Genomic DNA, 280 nt, shown 5'->3' on the forward strand with positions numbered 1-280 from the left:
GAAATGGGGTTGGTTCTCATCAGTTTGGTCTGTATCTATACGTTGCCTCTGACCCCTGTTGTCCGGAGTAAGGTTATTCAAAAGTTAGATTGGATAAGCTATGGTTTGATTGCTCTTGGTCTTGGTCTTAATGCTGTGATTATGTCTGTTGGCATATTGTATTGGTGGTATGAAACACCGTGGATTGGTTGGGGGCTTGCACTGGCTATTTTCTCTTTGGCTGTTGCTATTATGATTGAGCTTAATAGAGAAAAACCATTGATTGATCTGCGTTGGATTT

Annotated in this window: 1 pseudogene; it reads left to right on the forward strand. The window is 41.1% G+C overall.

The window, feature by feature from the left end:
* A pseudogene (locus ACFINC_RS10230) lies at positions 1-280 on the forward strand (MFS transporter); the annotation flags it as partial.

Origin of the sequence: Bartonella sp. AP58NXGY, assembly GCF_042195785.1 — a bacterium.
In the GTDB taxonomy this organism is placed as follows: domain Bacteria; phylum Pseudomonadota; class Alphaproteobacteria; order Rhizobiales; family Rhizobiaceae; genus Bartonella.